Origin of the sequence: Rothia sp. P7208, assembly GCF_048512915.1 — a bacterium.
Taxonomy (GTDB): Bacteria; Actinomycetota; Actinomycetes; order Actinomycetales; family Micrococcaceae; genus Rothia.
The window spans coordinates 212,277-228,533 of the sequence record NZ_JBLXXW010000001.1; the positions used below are offsets into that span (position 1 = coordinate 212,277).

Sequence of the window (16,257 nt, forward strand, 5' to 3'; positions counted from 1 at the left end):
TCAGCTGACTGCTGAGAAAGCTATAGAAAAATATAGAAATTAACGGGAACTTAAAAAGGCTGTTGTGGGGTCTGCAACCAATTCGGTAAATTCCACATGAATACCAGCTTGAGCAAGATCATCTAAGAGAGCAAAAGCACCCATCGAATCCAACCCTAAAGTAAATAAATCTGTTTGGGGTTCATCAAAAGCACGTGCTAGAGAGTCAGCATCGTGAAGGTATTTCTGAAGAATAGAACGTAACGTGTTCTCAGAAGTCATGAGATATTCCTTTCAAAGATTTTTTATGAGTATGACAATGTTTCGAGTAGCTGAGCTCGCACATCTTTTCGAGAAATTTTTCCAACTTTTGTTGTCGGTAAAGAGCGCATCACCTCTACACGTTCAGGAATCTTATATGAGGCAAGTCCCTGCTCTGTGAAAAAGTGTTGAAGCTCTTCACGTGCATTCGCCTCAAAATGTTCTCCGGGATAAGGAACAACTACCAAACAGACGCGTTCGCCAACAGTCTTATCCGGGATTCCTAACGCAATAGCGTCATAGATTTTAGGGTGAGATAACGCCAAATCTTCGATCTCATCAACCGCAATTTTTTCGCCGTTACGGTTAATTTGGTCTTTGGCACGTCCTGTCACTTCTAGGCTTCCATCGGGATGTAATTTCACAATATCCCCAGAACGGTAAAACCCATCTTCAGTGAAACTTTTCTCGTTAATGGCAGGCTCATCATAATAACCACGAATCGTATAAGGTCCTCGAGTCAGTAAATGCCCAGAGACCCCCACCGAAACAGGGTTATCGTGGTCATCCACGATTAGTATTTCATCAAAGGCGCTGATGGGCTTGCCTTGAGTGTTATATCGTAGTTCATCGCTATCCTCTGCACGCGTGTAGTTAACAAGGCCTTCAGCCATACCGAAGACTTGTTGTAAGGTTGCCCCCAGCACAGGTTTAATATTTTGAGCAACAGACCGTGATAGCTTGGCTCCACCCACTTGAAGAAGCTCTAAAGAACTCAAATCGGGGGTACGTCGTTGTGCAGAAGCAATCCACGCTTGCACTAACGGAGGGACTAAAGCCGCAACTTTAACATTCTCTTGAGCAATAAGAGAAAACGCAGTCTGCGGGCTCGGATCTGCAGCAAAGACGATGGTTGCGCCAACATACATTGCCCCAAGGATTCCCGCAGAACTCATCGTAAAATTATGTGAAGCAGGAAGCACCACCAAAAAAGTACTATCACTTCGTAGCTGACAAATCTTTGCAGATTCTCGTACCGAATATAAATAATCAGCATGAGTGCGCGGAATCAGTTTAGAAACACCAGTGGTTCCTCCAGACAGTTGTAAGAACGCAACTTGTTCGCTCTTCCTCTGCGCAGAAGTGTTCATCACAGTTGTTAACTCTTGCAGATGTTCTTGCTCTTCAAGCTCCCACGGATGACAAACATCATATCCAAGTGGGGGAATTCTCCCCTCATCACGAAGTATCTGAGAGTAAGAAGAATAGACTGCTGATAGGTCCATTCCAGGTACACGAGAAGAAAAGATATGCGCTGCAGCATCAGTCTTACGAGCAAAATGAGATAGCTCTCGCTCCCGATGTGAAGGCATACAAAAGACGGGTAAAGCCCCCGCGTAAAAGATACCGAGCAACGCACTCATATATTCAGCGATATTCGGTAATTGTAAAAGCACCCTATCTCCGGGACGAACGCCTCCAGCACGCAAACGAGAGGCAATATCCCACCCGTGCTGAGAAAGTTCGGCATAGGTCCATCGAATAGTCGGAGGAGTTTTCTCTTCCCATAAAGTATGTGAGTGCCCAACTACAGAAAGAGATTCAGCATGACGCTGGCATTGCTCCACGAAAAATTCGGGGAGTGTCTGATCAATCCATAGGCCTTCTTCTCGATAACGTTGAGCGTACTGCTCTGGTATAGCTGGAGGAGGAATTAAAGCAGAACGAAAAATATTATGAGTCATGATGGTCTTTCCTTCGCGCCATATATTTTTGAGCTCGAATTATTGCCGGAATGAGGTCTCCACGCCAACACGCGTAGTCATGTCCACCGTTAAAAATAGTGAAGTTCACGGTAGCTGGAGTTTTTTGAAGCTGACGAACAAAAACATGGTGAGGAGGCTCTAAAACCCATTCTTGGGCTCCTACCTGAATCTCAAAATACACGTGAGATAAACGTTCTTGGTTGTTTTCAGCCAGAATACGTTGCAAGGAATCAGCAACAACTGGTTGCCATAAAGAAGCAGACTGGGAAATCACAGCACCAACTTCTTGAGGATAATCTAGGGCAAGTAACAAGGAAGAAAGCCCTCCCAAAGACTGTCCCATCACCATCAAAGAGCCACGAGATATACCGATACCATATTGTTCTTCAAGCCACGGAATCAAAGACGATATCAGATACTGTCCCATAGGTGCTGTACCGTCTAACTCAGCCCAACGCCGTTCTCTACCTCCCGAATGCACAAACACTACGTGCATAGGGTCTAATGCGCCTTCAGCAAAAGCACTTTCAAGCATCAGTTGAAGACCCATCGACAGCCATACCTCACCGTCGAAGACAAGAGCTATCGGCGAATCTTTTGTCGCGTGAGGTAAAGAGTGTACGAGTATCTGGCGGTCTTCGGGAGCCTGCACCCACTTGGGTTTAGCTAAAGAACGGAGCTGTTCCATCTCCGGTAAATACCGTTGTTCGGGGGCTTCAGATAAAGATACGACGCTTAGTTCTTTACCTGCACGGTTGAGACACCGGTGCTGATTGTATATATCAGCATAACCAGAGTCTAAGGCTGCGCGTAAACGAACCTGCTGTCCTTGTGTAACCCAAGCCGGAGTCTGACCTGCATAAGCGGGAATATAACAATAGGATGCCCGCCAGTTGGTCTTCATCAAGAAGCTTTTACTAAACCAACCGGTCTTTCCGATAGGTTTCATTAAAGAATCGTCAATATTTTTCTCATCCGTTAGACGATTCACAAAAATCAGCACCTGTTCAGCTTGCCGATCATGGTAGAGGAAGGTCACGATACGCTCATCGTCAGACGAAGCTGATTCTATGAGAGGACTCCCCTGCTGAGCAATAGCTAAAAGGCTCTCTGCTGCTTCATCAGTTGTTATTTTTGCGTGGTGAAGATTCTTATGTATCGTATCGATAACAGCAGAAGAAACTTGCGCTAGAGGTGTTGGGCGCGCAATTTTAGGGGGCGTTCGGCGAGCGCTTGCTAAGGCTTGCTCTGATGTATCTGCGGCATTGTTTTGGGTAGTCTTCGAGATATTCTTCACGGGTATTTTTGCTTCTATACGTGGTTTTCTTGTTCTGCGGCAGGAACAACCATGGGTGTACCGGTGTAGGGGTCTTGCATAATCATGCAATCTAGGTCAAAGACTTTGCGGATGAGCTCTGAAGTAACAATCTTTTGTGGTTGCCCTTGAGCAATAATTGCTCCGTCTTTCATGAGTACAACATGCGTTGCATAGCGGAAGGCGAGGTTTAAATCATGTAGGACAACAGCGATAGTTCGTCCGCTCCGGTGCAGGCGTTGGGTAAGGTTAAGAACCTCGATTTGATGAGTAATATCTAAGTATGTGGTTGGTTCGTCGAGTAGGATGAGCGGTGTTTGCTGAGCTAAAGTCATCGCAATCCAGACGCGTTGTCGTTGTCCTCCTGAAAGTGCTTCGATAGGGCGATCAGCAAGTTCAAAAACATTTGCAGCTTTCATCGCATCAATGACGATTTGTTCGTCTTCTTCACTCCATGAGCTGAGCAGACTCTGGTGGGGGTATCGTCCTCGAGAAACGACGTCAAAAACACTCACCCCAGAAGGTGCTTGAGGTGTTTGAGGAAGCATGGCAAGAATCTGTGCAATGTTCTTTGATTTCAGACCCGACATCTTTTGTCCGTCAAGATATACTTCACCTTTTTGGTGAGGAATAACCCGCGCAAGAGTTTTGAGGAGCGTGGACTTTCCACAGGCGTTAGGGCCGAGAATAACGGTAAGTTCACCTTCTAAAACCTTGAAGTCTACCCCCTCAATGACGCGATGTTCACCGTAACCGACGGATACATCATGGGCTTCAAGACGTGATGCTACGTGCTGTTCCATAGATTCTTATTTCTTCCGTTCCGTTGCAATGAGGTAGATGAGGTAGAGTCCGCCAAGAGCTCCTGTCACAACGCCTACTTGTAGCGTCATATTGAAGGCGTATTGTCCGATAAGGTCAGAGCCAAGAACTAGAGTAGAACCGGTCAGTCCTGCCGCGAAGAGCGTTCGCTTCTTAGCAATTTTTTGTGCAATATGCGGTGCACTTAGAGCCACAAAAGCTAGCGGACCGGTCACAGAGGTAGCTAAGGATACGAGAATCACTCCAACGAAAAGGGCAAGAACTCGAATGGTAGAAACGTTCACCCCTAATCCGGATGCCACGTTATCACCGTAGTTCAAAATATCTAAAGGGCGAGCAAGTAGGAGCAAGAATGGTACGAGTACGGTAAAGAACACTGCAAGAAAAATGATTTTATTCCAGTTCATAGTGTTCAATGATCCGGCAAGCCATGATGCTGCAGTTTGAGCTTGAGTGAGAGAGGCTCGTACCACCAGCAAAGAATTCACCGCCGAAAGAGTTGCCCCAAGGCCCAAACCGATAAGCACGAGGCGGAACCCTCTTAAACCCGTATGGCGTGTTAAGAACCAGACAGCCAGTGATGTTCCAAAACCTCCTAGAACAGCGCCCACCGCAATTTCTAGTGGTGTGGCGTTACCTAGGATAATGGTGATAAGGGCACCCGTAGCTGCCCCGTTGGTGAAACCGATGATGTCTGGAGAGCCGAGAGAATTTCCTGATATGCCTTGAAAGATTGCTCCAGAAATTCCTAGTGCAGCGCCGACGATGAGGGCAGCGATAATACGTGGAGCACGTATTTCAGTCACAAAATATATGCCGAGCCTGTTACCTTCACCGTAAAAAGCTTGAAGAACTTGTAACGGGCTCAGATGATAATCTCCTTGAAGCATGGCCCAAAAGCTCATGGCAATGATCAGTAATGACAGTGTTAGACAGTAGACCAATACGCGACAGGTTATTTGCCAAGAAACTACACCAGCAGAAACACTGAGAACTTTTTGACCAGCAAGGTTGTCGTGAATTCGCAAGGGTTTTGACACATTTTTCATAGTGCATCGACCTTCCTGCGTGACATCAACACAATAAATAGTGGGGCGCCCACGAGTGTGGCGATAATTCCTACTTGGGTTTCTTGAGGAGCAATAATGATGCGTGCAATAACATCTGCTAGTAAGAGCCAGAGTGGGCCAACAAGAGCTGAACCGCTAGTCACCCATCGGACGTCATTACCTAACACATAACGAACGATAAAGGGAACGGCTAAACCGACAAAAGAAATCGGCCCGATAGCGGCTGTTGCAGATCCAGCCAGTAAGGTTACCGCCAGAAGCGATAAAAACTGTGTTCTTCTCACATGAACACCCAATGCTATAGCGGCTTCTTCTCCAAGTGATAGAGCATGTATGGCGGGAGTAACGACGAAGGCAAGTATGAGGCCTACCCCAATAACGGGGGCAACAGCATACACAATAGACATATCTCTAGCTTCTAAAGATCCGGCTACCCAGAAACGAAACTCGTTAAATGCGTCTTGATTGCTAAGAATAAGTGCTTGGTTTAAGGCGCTTAATGCAGCAGAGATAGCAACACCGGCTAAAGCTAAACGCACAATAGAACGGCTCGTCCCTTGGCCTAGAAAATACACAGCTACAGCTGCGATGCTAGCACCGATGAAAGAGGCAATGAGGTAGTGACCGATGCTGAGCACTCCCCAAAAAATCACCGATAATACAACGGTTACCGACGCACCAGCGTTGATTCCCAATAGGCCAGGCTCGGCAAGGGGGTTACGGGTGAGAGATTGCATGAGTGACCCAGAGACCGCTAAAGCTGCGCCACAAAGAATTGCTAGAAGAGTGCGAGGGATACGCTGTTCCCAAATAATTTTTTCTTCAATGCCAGAAGAGTGGCCGGTCAAGGCTGACCAGATGTCGTGCAAGGTGAGTGAATGCGAGCCGAAGAGAATAGAGAGCACTATTCCGATACAGCTTAATACTACGAATAGTATGATCCAACGGATACGTTGCGTATACCGTACGGTCTGGGCAGGAGAACTCACCGGCCACCCTTTCAGCAAGAGATATTTTATGCTTCGTTACGACGTTTGAAGACAATAACTCCAGCAGCAATCAACGCTGCAAGGAATGCTCCAATACCAATCCAAGGGACACTATTTCCAGATTCTTCAGTTACTTTAGAAGAGTTCTCTTGTGCTACCGCATCAGTAGTTGCAGAAGGTGTTGCCGAAGATGCTGAGGGCTTTGCTGAAGAAGAAGCAGATGAACTAGCAGAAGGACTAGATGATGCAGGTTTCTTGTCCTTGTTTTCAGAAGCAGCCATGAGTTTGTCATATTCTTCGCGAGAAATAACGTTTCCGTCTGCGTCGGTGTAGACAATTTCTTCTTCAACATTTTCGTTGCTATCAGAGGAGGCATTATTGTGCTGATGGCCAGAATGTTCTCCAGAAGAGTTCTTCTCGTCAGAATGGTGCTCGGAACTTCCGTTATTGGATGAATCAGAAGTATTGTTACCAGAGTTTTTCTGTTGAGTATTCTGGTCATTCTGGTTCTGTGTGGAGTGATCTCCAGAGCTGTTGTTCTGGTGATCACGCTGGTTTACTTGGTCAGGAGTCAAGCTGATGACGGTGCCTCCTGCAGAGTTTTCATTCACCCCAACAACGGTGAAGACAGGAGACTGATTAGAGTATCCTTTGGTTCCTTGCTGTTCTCCTGAGGCATTACGAATTACTTCGGTTGCCAAGAAGCGTAAGGTGTGTTCTCCTTCTTCGAGGTCACGAGGAAGTAAGAAGGAACCACGAACATTTCCGTTTCCGTCGCTCTTTTGCTGATGAACAACACACGCACCTTGAGCGGCGTCACGAGGGCAAGCCGCGCCGTCATCAACTTTTACACGTACTTGCTCATGTGCGGGGAATCCGCTCACGGTAAAAGATACGGTGTCGCCAGCTCGTACTGTTGTAGGAGATACGGTAGAGCTTGTTCCCGGTGTGTTTGGTGATGCTCCACCGGGAGGAAGAGCATACGCCACACTCATACCCGTCATGAGGGCGAGAACGCTTAGCAGTGCTAGGAAGAATGTTTTTAATGGGGAGAAAAGTTTCATCATTAGATGCCATCTACTTTCACAGTATTATGCGGAGTTAGCGTAAGGGCTTTTTACGAGGAATAGCGACTGCGCCAAGAAGCACAATGCCAGCACCAATTAGGAGCAAATTATTGACAGAAGCCGTGTTATCCCAGAAGGATTTTTCTACCCCAGTGGCTTCAGTTGAGGCGATAGCAGGTGACGAGTGAGGAGCTGGTGAGGCCGAAGCAGATGCTTTTTTCGTGGGTGAGGGAGCTGCCATGGTCTTCTTGTGAGCCTCTTCCCGCTGATTTTTTTGCGCTTGTGCAGTTTTTTCTGCTTGTGCAGCTTGTGCCAGTGAAGCGGCGCGAACAATACGCGTCACTTTCTTCGGTGGTGCCACAGCAATTGTTTCGTAGGAATTTGGTACGGGAGAATAAACAGGCGCTGATGCGTTATTGTACGTAGCTCGAGATAAAGAGGACGTTGTGACACCAGTATTATGCTGGGTGGAAGAACCTTCGGTAGCTGGCACAGTACCATTTTTAGTGTTCTCGCCGCCAGTAGCAGAATCATGATGTTCTGGGTTCATCGGCGTGTGTGGTTGTTCTGTGGCAGGCGTTTGAACAGAATTCTTTTGCTCGTTTGTGGTGTGCTCCAGTTCTGCCCAGCCAAGAAGCTGACCAAAGGTAGCTTGTTCGCCGTCTTGAACCACCATTTTGTAGTGTCCGGCAGGTAGACCTTCTTCTAAGGTGTATTCCATGGTTCGGTTGTCGTCTAGTTGAACCCATCCACTAGACCATGTTGCGCGAGAAGAACCGTCAATATAGGGGGTAATGTGCACCCACTGTCGTGGTTGTGCATGAGGAACATGAACGGTCACTTTCCTTTGAGATTCTTTGACGGTAACCTCGTTCTGCGTTTGAGCGGTTAGCTCACTATCAGAGAGCACATCTGGCATGGTCGTTGGTGAATATGCACCGACAATGAAGTCAAGGACGCCAGGACCACCGTAGGAAACATGGATGTCTCCTGCTTTAAGAGAGCCTGACAGTAGACGCAATGAGTGTGCGCCTTCAGTAAGTGCCGGTGAGCTATCTGAACCGTCTGCTTGCGGAAGTTGAATGTGCGCGTCAATTTCTCCGGTTGTGGGGTTTGCATCCACGATAGTCCAAATAGTTTTGTTGGAATGTACGGAGGTATCTAGACGTGAGATAGCGGCATCGTCAATTTTGATAGCTAGTCGTGCTGCTCCTGCACCATTTTCGTTACACCATCCTTTTCCTAGGAGGTGTAATGTTCCTCCTGGTGCGACAGTGTCCTTTTCAAAATGTGCGCTTGGCTTAGTTTCGGAAGAAACACATTTTTCGGTAGGTTCTTCTTTTTGGGGTGGTTGTGCAGCTACACCGTTGACAGGAATTGGTTGAGATTTTGCTGAACGACGAGTATCGCCAGGGGCAAAACGACCTGAGAGCGCTTGAACGGCGAGGTATTGACCGGTAGAACCATTTTTTAAGGCTTCAGGTACGTCAAAGGTAATGTCGAAAGAGCCGTCTGGTTTGACAAGAGAGATACCTTTTTCTTCGTTGACCTGTTGTGCATCTGGCATTACTAGCATCCATGCGGTGTGGTCATTACCGAGGTCAAATAACCCTAAGGATCCTAAGTATTGTGCTTGTGCAGAGTTATCGGGGCGTTCGTAGAAAGTTCCGTCGCTGCTGGACTCCAGTTTTAGAACGACGACGGACCCTTCAGTTCCATTTTCTTTAAGCCAGCCTGTTCCTGTGATGCGCATTTTTTCGCCAGTTGTATAGGGGCGAATATTAAGTTGAGCGTCCCCGACCTGAAGGTGTGTCCATGAGGACTGGTCTTCGGTGTCTTGAGGCGCATAAGCAACAGTGAAATCTACCATCGCGTTGCCTGGGACGTCTTGCGGTCCGAGAGAGCCGACGAGTGCGGTGAGATTATGTGTAGTTCCTTCTGCCCAGTCGGCTTCTTTTACTGTGCTATTTGAGGGTGATGGGAGAGGAACTTTAGTTTCAAAGCTTCCATCTTCTTGAGCTACTACGACAAAGTTAACTGTTTTGTTAGGGATTTTTTTGCCGGTGAGGGGGTGTTCAATAGATTCAAGATTAGTGACACCTCCAGCATCGAATTTTAGGGCGACAACAGCACCGCGGCCTTCTGCCGCTGAGGTGAATCCACGACCAATAACGGTAATTTTGCCCTCAGCGTCTGCAGTGGAGCTCACGGAGAGTGTTTTTGTTGCTGGTGTTTCTTGGGCGATAGCGGTATTTCCGGAGAGGGAGTATGTTGGGGCAATCGCGGGAGCGCCAACTAACGCAGCGGCCAAGGCGGCTACTGCTGTATAACGAGTGACCTTAGTCAATGAAGAGTTAGTTTGCATGGGGTACGTCCATCAAGGTAGTGGGTTTGAAAATTGTTGCTAGAGGATGGTGTTGTGGGAGTTTTATAAGAGAGATTTTTTGACGTCTTCGACGATGCCTCGCATCAGTAGCGGGCCTCCAGTAGATGTCCATTGTGATCCGTCAACCAGAATGATGTGGTTTTCTCGGTAAGCTCGTAAATCGGTAAAGCCTGAGGTTTGTTCTGCTCTTTTGAGGGCTTCTTGTGCGCCTTCAAGGTCTGCGGTGGAGTCTGAGTGTGGGTTCTCTTGACTAGCTCCACCGAGAGTTCCAAGGAACATGTAGTCAGCATCGATGCGTGCCATGTTCTCTAGGGAGACTGGTTCTGAGTGCCCGCGTCCTAGCATGTCTTGGTCGTGAGGGCGTTTGAGCCCTAAAGATTCTAGGGCTTGTCCTGCCGGAAGTTCTTTGAGGATGAGGGAGGGCCCGCTCCCCTGCCATCGGACGATAGAGAAAGTTTTATCAACGTAACGGTCTTTAAGCTCTGCGGCAGTCTGCGCTACGTAAGTATCGTAGTCTTCGATATATTTCTTTCCTTCGGGAACTTTGTTGACAGCGTTGCAGACATTTTCAAAGTTAGTTTTCCATGGGCCTCCGGCATAACCGCAGAAGACTACCGGTGCGATTTGTCGCAGAATCTCGAGAATGTCTGGTCTGTTGTTGATGCTGGTTCCGTCGGCAAGGATGAGGTCGGGTGATGTTTTGCCGATGGCCTCGTAGTTGAGTTCGGAGACTGAACCTAGTAGCTCAATGTCGGAGGCTTTTTCGTAGAGGTAATGAGGGACGGTGGATTGTCCGCGGCCGGCGACGGTTCCGATAGGTTTTAGTCCAAGCGCTAAGGTTGCGTCTAATGTAGGTTCTGAAAGGGTGATGATGCGTTGTGGGTTGATAGGGACCTCAACTTCGAGCCCTTCAACATCGGTGACAGTGCGTGTTTCTGAGGAGTTGTGGGTTGTGGTGGGGTCTTCTTTAGAGGAAGATCCGCAGGCGCTCAACAATAGTGCTGAGACTCCTGCTGTTCCTAAGAAAAAACGCCGGTTAATTGAAGTCATTGTTCCGCCCCATAGTTGACCATAACCAATATATAAACAAAGCCTAACCTTATCTTTAAATAAGGCTAAGACACAAAGGTTTTTAACCTATTTCGTAATATTTTTCTGGCCTTATTGGGTAATTCTGCGGGTGCGGGCTATTCTCCTCAGCGTTCCTTATATATACGTTCAGATATATCTCAGCTCAATGTGGTGTAGAGCTTTTTGCAGGTGCTTAAACGAAAGAGTCCTCTCTTCCGGTTTCCCGGAAGAGAGGACTCTTTCGTATGTTCGCAGAGAACTATCTGAAAAGACTATTTAGCTTTTTCGATAATCTCGACAACACGCCAACGCTTGGTAGCGGAGAGCGGACGAGTCTCTGCCAAAAGAACGAGGTCACCAATACCAGCAGAGTTCTGCTCGTCGTGTGCCTTGATCTTTGAGTTACGGCTCATAACTTTGCCATATAGCGCGTGCTTTACACGATCCTGGACTTCTACAACTACGGTCTTGTCCATTTTGTCGGACACTACGTAGCCGCGGCGAGTCTTGCGGTAGCCGCGCTCTTCGTTCATTACTTCACTCACTTGGCTTCACCTTCGGTTGCGGGACGAATACCGAGTTCACGCTCACGCAACACGGTGTAAATACGTGCAATATCGCGTTTTACGGAACGGATACGACCGGGATTTTCAAGCTGACCGGTGGCTGCCTGGAAACGGAGGTTGAACAGTTCCTCCTTCGACTTGCGTAGCTCTTCTACGAGAGCCTCATCTGAGAGCTCAACGAGCTTGTCGATGCTGAGATCTTTTGATCCAACTGCCATTTCGCTTACTCACCACCTTCACGACGCACGACACGTGCCTTCATCGGGAGCTTGTGGATTGCGAGGCGCATAGCTTCGCGAGCCACTTCTTCGGACACACCGGAGAGTTCAAACATGACTCGACCGGGTTTTACGTTTGCGACCCACCACTCGGGTGAACCTTTACCGGAACCCATACGGGTTTCAGCAGGTTTCTTGGTCAAGGGACGGTCAGGATAGATGTTAATCCATACTTTACCGCCACGCTTGATGTGACGAGTCATTGCGATACGTGCAGCTTCAATCTGACGGTTGGTTACGTATGCAGGAGTTAGTGCCTGAATACCCCACTCACCAAAAGTAACTTCGGTACCGCCTTTGGCCATACCAGTACGCTTGGGATGGTGCTGCTTACGATATTTTACTCGACGGGGAATAAGCATTTATGCCTCACCGTTTTCTGCAGTCTTGGCTTCGGTGTTCACCGAAGCGTTGTCGTTGCGACGTTCGCGACGAGGTCCGCGGTTGCCACCACGACGACGGTCGTTACCACGACGGTCGCCACGGCCACGCTGTGCGGAAGCCTGCTGAGCAGCAAGTTCCTTGTCGGTAAGATCGCCCTTGTAGATCCAAACCTTCACGCCGATACGGCCGAAGGTGGTCTTTGCTTCGAAGAAACCGTAGTCGATGTTCGCACGAAGGGTGTGCAATGGCACGCGACCTTCACGGTAGAACTCGGAACGGGACATTTCAGCACCGCCAAGACGGCCGGAGCACTGGATACGGATACCCTTTGCGCCTGCACGCTGTGCGGACTGAATTGCTTTCTTCATTGCACGGCGGAATGCCACGCGAGAGGTGAGCTGTTCTGCGATGCTCTGAGAAACAAGCTGAGCAGAAAGTTCAGGCTGAGCAACCTCAAGGATGTTGAGCTGAATCTGCTTGTTCGTTAGTTTCTCAAGCTCACCGCGAATACGGTCAGCTTCTGCACCACGGCGACCAATCAAGATACCTGGACGTGCAGTGTGGATGTCCACACGAACACGATCACGGGTGCGCTCGATTTCTACCTTTGCGATACCTGCGCGCTCCAAATCTTTAGCGAGGAGCTCGCGAATTTTGACGTCTTCACGGACGAAGTCCTTGTAGCGTTCGCCTTCCTTGTTGGAGTCTGCGAACCACTTGGAGACGTGTCCGGTGGTGATGCCAAGTCGGAAACCGTTGGGGTTAATTTTCTGACCCATTTATCGGTCCTCCTCCTTCTCCGGGGTTGCTACAACCACGGTGATGTGGCTGGTGCGCTTGTTGATGCGGAATGCACGGCCCTGTGCTCGCGGCTGGAACCGCTTCATCGTAGGACCTTCGTCAACAAATGCTTCGCTGATGAAAAGCTCTTCTTCCTTGAAAGGAAGTCCCGCAGCAGTTGCTTTGGAACGAGCATTTGCCATAGCAGATGCAACAATCTTGTAAACCGGTTCTGAAGCGCCCTGAGGAGCGAACTTCAGAATTGCCAGAGCCTCTTCCGCTTGCTTACCACGGATCAGGTTGACGACTCGGCGTGCCTTCATAGGCGTGACGCGTACATAGCGCGCTGATGCCTTAGATTCCATTGCCTATCTTTCTTTCGTCTATTGCCGAAAGGAAAACGTATCTAATATCGGATATCCGATATTAGCGACGCTTACCCTTACGGTCGTCCTTCACGTGGCCACGGAAAGTGCGGGTCGGTGCAAACTCGCCGAGTTTGTGTCCGACCATTGACTCAGTGATGAACACGGGTACGTGCTTGCGTCCGTCGTGCACTGCGATGGTATGTCCGAGCATGTCGGGAATAATCATCGAGCGGCGGGACCAAGTCTTAATAATATTCTTGGTGCCCTTCTCGTTCTGAGCTGCAACCTTTACATAAAGGTGCTGATCAACGAAAGGGCCCTTCTTCAAACTACGAGGCATGTGTCAGGCTCCTTAGCGCTTCTTGCCAGTACGACGGCGACGAACAATGAGCTTGTCGCTTTCCTTGTTAGGTCGACGGGTACGACCTTCGGGTTTACCGTTCGGGTTAACCGGGTGACGACCACCTGAGGTTTTACCTTCACCACCACCATGTGGGTGATCAACGGGGTTCATAACAACACCACGAACGGTTGGGCGGATGCCCTTCCAACGGTTGCGGCCTGCTTTACCCCAGTTGATGTTGGACTGTTCAGCGTTGCCGACAGAACCAACAGTTGCACGGCAGCGAACGTCTACGTTGCGAATTTCGCCGGAAGGAAGACGCAACTGAGCGTAGCGACCTTCTTTAGCAACGAGCTGGATGGAAGCGCCAGCAGAGCGACCCATCTTTGCTCCGCCGCCGGGGCGAAGTTCAACAGCGTGAATAACGGTACCCACAGGAATGTTGCGTAGTGGCAAGTTGTTACCGGGCTTGATGTCCGCAGACGGACCGGATTCAACGATGTCGCCCTGCTGCAAACGGTTAGGAGCAACGATGTAACGCTTTGTACCATCAACATAGTGAAGCAATGCGATGCGTGCGGTACGGTTTGGATCGTATTCGATGTGTGCAACGCGTGCGTTAACACCATCTTTGTCGTGACGACGGAAGTCGATCAAACGGTACTGACGCTTGTGTCCACCGCCCTTGTGGCGAGTGGTGATACGACCGGTGTTGTTACGGCCGCCTTTTTTAGGAAGCGGACGAACCAGGGATTTTTCCGGGGTTGAGCGGGTGATTTCGGAGAAATCGGAAACGCTCGAGCCACGGCGACCAGGTGTCGTCGGCTTGTGTTTACGAATACCCATTTAGTATTTCTTTCCTTCGCTAAAGTGGTCTCCGCAGGACTATGCCTGCGGACCGCCGAAGAGGTCGATTGAGCCTTCTTTGAGGGTTACAATCGCACGCTTGGTGTTCTTACGAGTACCCCAGCCAAAGCGAGTGCGCTTGCGCTTGCCTTGACGGTTAGCGGTGTTTACGGAAGCAACCTTGACACCGAAGATTTCTTCGATAGCCTGCTTGATTTCCAGTTTGTTGGAGCTAGGAGCAACAACGAAGGTGTATTTACCTTCATCGAGCTGGCCGTAGCTTTTTTCCGACACGACGGGAGCGATAATCACGTCGCGAGGATCTTTGAAAGTAGAGACGCTCATTATTTAGCGGCCTCCTTCTTAGCCTTAGAAGCAACTGCGACGAAAATGTCGAACGCATCCTTGGTGAAAACTACGTCATCAGAGATGAGAACATCGTAGGTGTTCAGCTGGTCTGCATAGAGGACGTGAGTGTTCTGAAGGTTACGTGCTGACAGTGCTACAAGATCTTCTTTGCGGTCAATCACCAAAAGAACGTTCTTACGGCTGGTGATGCTTGCAAGAGATGCCTTGATTGCCTGAGTTGAAGGCTTGGTGCCTTCAACGAGGTTCTCTACAACGTGTACGCGGTCGTGACGAGCGCGATCGGAGAGAGCACCGCGCAAAGCAGCTGCAATCATTTTCTTGGGGGTACGCTGCGCATAGTTGCGAGGGGTTGGGCCGTGTACGACACCACCACCGGTCATATGCGGTGCACGGATGGAGCCCTGACGTGCTCGGCCGGTACCTTTTTGTTTGAAAGGTTTACGACCTGCGCCGGAAACTTCGCCGCGGTTCTTAGTTTTGTGAGTACCTTGGCGTGCTGCAGCAAGCTGAGCTACAACGACCTGGTGAAGCAAAGGAACAGATGCCTGTGCGTCGAAGAGGTCTGCCGGTAGGTCTACCTTGACAGTTTTGACAGCCATTGTAATTAGGCTCCCTTCACAGCGGTGCGAACCAAAACAACGCCGCCCTTAGGACCAGGGATTGCACCCTTAATCAAAAGTACGTTGTTTTCGACGTCTACACCCTGGATAGTCAGGTTCAAAGTGGTGTGGCGTGCTGCGCCCATACGGCCAGCCATGCGCATACCTTTGAACACGCGTGCGGGGTATGATGCACCACCGATAGAACCGGGCTTACGGTGGTTCTTGTGCTGACCGTGAGACGCGCCAACACCCTTGAAGCCGTGACGCTTCATAACACCTGCGAAGCCCTTGCCTTTGGTCTTGCCAACGACATCGACTTTCTGACCTTCTGCGAAGAGGTCCACGGTCAGTTCTTGACCTAGGGAGTACTCTGCAGCATCAGAAGTGCGGATTTCAACTAGGTGGCGGCGAGGGGTTACGCCTGCTTTCTCAAAGTGACCAGCTAGAGGCTTGGTAACTTTACGAGAATCAATTGCACCGAAACCAATCTGAATAGCCTGGTAGCCATCAGTTTCTTGATTACGTAACTGGGTGACAACGTTGGAGTCAGCCTTAACTACGGTAACGGGCACAAATTTGCCGTTTTCGTCCCAGATCTGAGTCATGCCGAGTTTGATACCCAGCAAGCCTTTCACCTGGCGCTCGAATGTGTTAGTCATGATTAGATGCGATCCTCTACAGCTTGATTTCGATGTTCACGTCTGCCGGAAGGTCAAGACGCATGAGGGCATCAACAGCCTTAGGGGTCGGATCAACAACGTCGATCAGACGCTTGTGCGTGCGCATTTCGAAATGCTCGCGGCTGTCCTTATACTTGTGAGGCGAACGAATAACGCAGTAAACGTTCTTTTCGGTCGGAAGTGGTACTGGACCTACTACCGTCGCGCCTGCACGCGTAACTGTCTCAACGATTTTCCGTGCTGAAGAATCAATGACCTCGTGGTCGTAAGACTTCAGACGGATGCGGATTTTCTGTCCCGCCATCTGTCGGACTC

General features: G+C 49.3%; 20 protein-coding genes. All 20 read right to left on the bottom strand.

Annotation, left to right across the window (positions count from 1 at the left end; genetic code table 11):
* Window positions 1-39: 39 nt before the first annotated feature.
* On the bottom strand, window positions 40-261 hold the full coding sequence (locus tag ACN084_RS00985; protein WP_419100865.1) for a phosphopantetheine-binding protein: 222 nt from the start codon (window positions 259-261) through the stop codon (window positions 40-42).
* Between the two features lie 23 nt (window positions 262-284).
* Window positions 285-1,985, bottom strand: coding sequence for a (2,3-dihydroxybenzoyl)adenylate synthase (locus ACN084_RS00990; protein WP_419105622.1), 1,701 nt, complete (start codon window positions 1,983-1,985; stop codon window positions 285-287).
* Window positions 1,975-3,303 (bottom strand): alpha/beta hydrolase-fold protein, encoded by a 1,329-nt coding sequence (locus tag ACN084_RS00995; protein WP_419100867.1) that lies wholly within the window; start codon window positions 3,301-3,303, stop codon window positions 1,975-1,977. The genes ACN084_RS00990 and ACN084_RS00995 overlap by 11 nt, the downstream gene beginning before the upstream one ends.
* Before the next feature lie 14 nt (window positions 3,304-3,317).
* Window positions 3,318-4,124, bottom strand: a complete 807-nt coding sequence (locus tag ACN084_RS01000) for an ABC transporter ATP-binding protein (RefSeq protein WP_419105623.1) — start codon at window positions 4,122-4,124, stop codon at window positions 3,318-3,320.
* A 6-nt stretch (window positions 4,125-4,130) separates the two neighbouring features.
* The gene (locus ACN084_RS01005; RefSeq protein WP_419105624.1) at window positions 4,131-5,192 is read right to left on the bottom strand and encodes a FecCD family ABC transporter permease; all 1,062 of its coding nucleotides are present in this window, start codon (window positions 5,190-5,192) and stop codon (window positions 4,131-4,133) included.
* Complete coding sequence (locus ACN084_RS01010) at window positions 5,189-6,202, bottom strand: FecCD family ABC transporter permease (protein WP_419100870.1); 1,014 nt, start codon at window positions 6,200-6,202, stop codon at window positions 5,189-5,191. The genes ACN084_RS01005 and ACN084_RS01010 overlap by 4 nt, the downstream gene beginning before the upstream one ends.
* Before the next feature lie 26 nt (window positions 6,203-6,228).
* Window positions 6,229-7,269: a plasmid partitioning protein gene (locus ACN084_RS01015; RefSeq protein ID WP_419100871.1), complete on the bottom strand. Its 1,041-nt coding sequence runs from the start codon at window positions 7,267-7,269 to the stop codon at window positions 6,229-6,231.
* 34 nt (window positions 7,270-7,303) lie between these two features.
* Window positions 7,304-9,634: a hypothetical protein gene (locus ACN084_RS01020; protein ID WP_419105625.1), complete on the bottom strand. Its 2,331-nt coding sequence runs from the start codon at window positions 9,632-9,634 to the stop codon at window positions 7,304-7,306.
* Window positions 9,635-9,697: 63 nt separating this feature from the next.
* Complete coding sequence (locus tag ACN084_RS01025; RefSeq protein ID WP_419105626.1) at window positions 9,698-10,705, bottom strand: ABC transporter substrate-binding protein; 1,008 nt, start codon at window positions 10,703-10,705, stop codon at window positions 9,698-9,700.
* A 293-nt stretch (window positions 10,706-10,998) separates the two neighbouring features.
* On the bottom strand, window positions 10,999-11,271 hold the full coding sequence (gene rpsQ / locus ACN084_RS01030; RefSeq protein ID WP_419100874.1) for a 30S ribosomal protein S17: 273 nt from the start codon (window positions 11,269-11,271) through the stop codon (window positions 10,999-11,001).
* Window positions 11,268-11,510: a 50S ribosomal protein L29 gene (gene rpmC, locus ACN084_RS01035; RefSeq protein WP_419100875.1), complete on the bottom strand. Its 243-nt coding sequence runs from the start codon at window positions 11,508-11,510 to the stop codon at window positions 11,268-11,270. Before rpmC ends, rpsQ begins: the two co-directional genes overlap by 4 nt.
* A gap of 5 nt (window positions 11,511-11,515) precedes the next feature.
* Window positions 11,516-11,932 carry a 50S ribosomal protein L16 gene (rplP, locus tag ACN084_RS01040; protein WP_204877182.1) on the bottom strand — a complete coding sequence of 139 codons (417 nt, stop codon included), beginning with the start codon at window positions 11,930-11,932 and terminating at the stop codon, window positions 11,516-11,518.
* Window positions 11,933-12,733, bottom strand: coding sequence for a 30S ribosomal protein S3 (gene rpsC / locus ACN084_RS01045; protein ID WP_419102936.1), 801 nt, complete (start codon window positions 12,731-12,733; stop codon window positions 11,933-11,935). It abuts the gene before it with no gap.
* Window positions 12,734-13,099, bottom strand: coding sequence for a 50S ribosomal protein L22 (rplV, locus tag ACN084_RS01050; protein ID WP_419100877.1), 366 nt, complete (start codon window positions 13,097-13,099; stop codon window positions 12,734-12,736).
* Window positions 13,100-13,160: 61 nt separating this feature from the next.
* The gene (gene rpsS, locus ACN084_RS01055) at window positions 13,161-13,442 is read right to left on the bottom strand and encodes a 30S ribosomal protein S19 (protein WP_419100878.1); all 282 of its coding nucleotides are present in this window, start codon (window positions 13,440-13,442) and stop codon (window positions 13,161-13,163) included.
* A gap of 12 nt (window positions 13,443-13,454) precedes the next feature.
* A complete protein-coding gene (rplB, locus tag ACN084_RS01060; protein ID WP_419100879.1) occupies window positions 13,455-14,291 on the bottom strand; it encodes a 50S ribosomal protein L2 in 837 nt (278 codons plus the stop codon).
* 39 nt (window positions 14,292-14,330) lie between these two features.
* Window positions 14,331-14,636 carry a 50S ribosomal protein L23 gene (gene rplW, locus ACN084_RS01065; protein WP_419100880.1) on the bottom strand — a complete coding sequence of 102 codons (306 nt, stop codon included), beginning with the start codon at window positions 14,634-14,636 and terminating at the stop codon, window positions 14,331-14,333.
* The gene (gene rplD / locus ACN084_RS01070) at window positions 14,636-15,259 is read right to left on the bottom strand and encodes a 50S ribosomal protein L4 (protein ID WP_419100881.1); all 624 of its coding nucleotides are present in this window, start codon (window positions 15,257-15,259) and stop codon (window positions 14,636-14,638) included. The genes rplW and rplD overlap by 1 nt, the downstream gene beginning before the upstream one ends.
* A 5-nt stretch (window positions 15,260-15,264) precedes the next feature.
* On the bottom strand, window positions 15,265-15,921 hold the full coding sequence (gene rplC, locus ACN084_RS01075) for a 50S ribosomal protein L3 (RefSeq protein ID WP_419105627.1): 657 nt from the start codon (window positions 15,919-15,921) through the stop codon (window positions 15,265-15,267).
* 16 nt (window positions 15,922-15,937) lie between these two features.
* On the bottom strand, window positions 15,938-16,246 hold the full coding sequence (rpsJ, locus tag ACN084_RS01080) for a 30S ribosomal protein S10 (protein WP_068169589.1): 309 nt from the start codon (window positions 16,244-16,246) through the stop codon (window positions 15,938-15,940).
* Between the last annotated feature and the right edge of the window lie 11 nt (window positions 16,247-16,257).

Coding starts and splice junctions, on each gene's coding strand:
- ACN084_RS00985 (WP_419100865.1), bottom strand. CDS start 261: ATGACTTCTGAGAACACGTTACGTTCTATTCTTCAGAAATACCTTCAC.
- ACN084_RS00990 (WP_419105622.1), bottom strand. CDS start 1,985: ATGACTCATAATATTTTTCGTTCTGCTTTAATTCCTCCTCCAGCTATA.
- ACN084_RS01000 (WP_419105623.1), bottom strand. CDS start 4,124: ATGGAACAGCACGTAGCATCACGTCTTGAAGCCCATGATGTATCCGTC.
- ACN084_RS01005 (WP_419105624.1), bottom strand. CDS start 5,192: ATGAAAAATGTGTCAAAACCCTTGCGAATTCACGACAACCTTGCTGGT.
- ACN084_RS01015 (WP_419100871.1), bottom strand. CDS start 7,269: ATGATGAAACTTTTCTCCCCATTAAAAACATTCTTCCTAGCACTGCTA.
- ACN084_RS01020 (WP_419105625.1), bottom strand. CDS start 9,634: ATGCAAACTAACTCTTCATTGACTAAGGTCACTCGTTATACAGCAGTA.
- ACN084_RS01025 (WP_419105626.1), bottom strand. CDS start 10,705: ATGACTTCAATTAACCGGCGTTTTTTCTTAGGAACAGCAGGAGTCTCA.
- rpmC (WP_419100875.1), bottom strand. CDS start 11,510: ATGGCAGTTGGATCAAAAGATCTCAGCATCGACAAGCTCGTTGAGCTC.
- rplP (WP_204877182.1), bottom strand. CDS start 11,932: ATGCTTATTCCCCGTCGAGTAAAATATCGTAAGCAGCACCATCCCAAG.
- rpsC (WP_419102936.1), bottom strand. CDS start 12,733: ATGGGTCAGAAAATTAACCCCAACGGTTTCCGACTTGGCATCACCACC.
- rplV (WP_419100877.1), bottom strand. CDS start 13,099: ATGGAATCTAAGGCATCAGCGCGCTATGTACGCGTCACGCCTATGAAG.
- rpsS (WP_419100878.1), bottom strand. CDS start 13,442: ATGCCTCGTAGTTTGAAGAAGGGCCCTTTCGTTGATCAGCACCTTTAT.
- rplB (WP_419100879.1), bottom strand. CDS start 14,291: ATGGGTATTCGTAAACACAAGCCGACGACACCTGGTCGCCGTGGCTCG.
- rplW (WP_419100880.1), bottom strand. CDS start 14,636: ATGAGCGTCTCTACTTTCAAAGATCCTCGCGACGTGATTATCGCTCCC.
- rplD (WP_419100881.1), bottom strand. CDS start 15,259: ATGGCTGTCAAAACTGTCAAGGTAGACCTACCGGCAGACCTCTTCGAC.
- rplC (WP_419105627.1), bottom strand. CDS start 15,921: ATGACTAACACATTCGAGCGCCAGGTGAAAGGCTTGCTGGGTATCAAA.
- rpsJ (WP_068169589.1), bottom strand. CDS start 16,246: ATGGCGGGACAGAAAATCCGCATCCGTCTGAAGTCTTACGACCACGAG.